This is a genomic window from Caballeronia sp. BR00000012568055 (genome assembly GCF_029439455.1).
Lineage (GTDB): Bacteria > Pseudomonadota > Gammaproteobacteria > Burkholderiales > Burkholderiaceae > Caballeronia.
In genome coordinates this window covers 8,854-9,530 of record NZ_JAQFVG010000113.1, presented here as the reverse complement: position 1 = coordinate 9,530, position 677 = coordinate 8,854, and the positions used below count along the sequence as shown (strand labels likewise).

The 677-nt window shown below is 52.7% G+C and carries 1 protein-coding gene; it reads right to left on the bottom strand.

Annotated features, from left to right (window positions below; translation table 11 throughout):
- Positions 1 to 221, bottom strand: a 221-nt coding sequence (locus P7F28_RS07250; protein ID WP_277183839.1) for an ATP-binding cassette domain-containing protein, incomplete at its 3' end; no start/stop codon positions are given.
- Between the last annotated feature and the right edge of the window lie 456 nt (positions 222 to 677).

The window sequence follows — 677 nt, the reverse complement described above, 5'->3', positions numbered from 1 at the left end:
CCAGATATAGGCTTTCCCTGATAGAGCACCTCGCCGACCCCAGGTTCCATCAGTCCAGCCGTCAGATTTAAAAGCGTCGACTTCCCGCAGCCGCTCGGGCCAACAATGGCAAGCAGTTCGCCGGGCTCTACTCTTGCTGTCACATTTGAAAGAGCGTGGACTCTCGTGTCTCCTTTATAAAAAACCTTCGACACGCTTCTGAAGTCAAGTATGGGCTGCATTACCTTTCCTCTTTGCAAGTTTCTTACAGAATCATCGATTCAAAAGCGGCCGTAGACCCGAGATAGCGAGTGAGCTTGTAGCTTCGGTTTTCGGGCCGGCAACCGGAACAGCTAACCGGAAGAAAGTTAGGCTGCGCTCGCTGGGCACGCGGCTAGGCTGTTCGCGTTGAACTGTGCAAATTCGCTGCGTTGTCTCTTCCGTATCCGATTCGTCTCATCGTTTCTCGGCGCCTACGCGTCGTGACGAGATCTTGTATAAAAATGTACTATCCATTGAGACAAGTTTCAATGGTTTGAGGTGGGAAAGGTGCTGGGAAATACCCCACCTTCATCGATCTCGGGCTTGCCGAGGTCTAAGCCGCGGCCATGGGTTCATATCACACGGGAACGTGACGACCGAGCGCTGGTCCGAGCGGCACGGGTAGTGTATGAAGTCCTATATGGAGAGAAAAATGG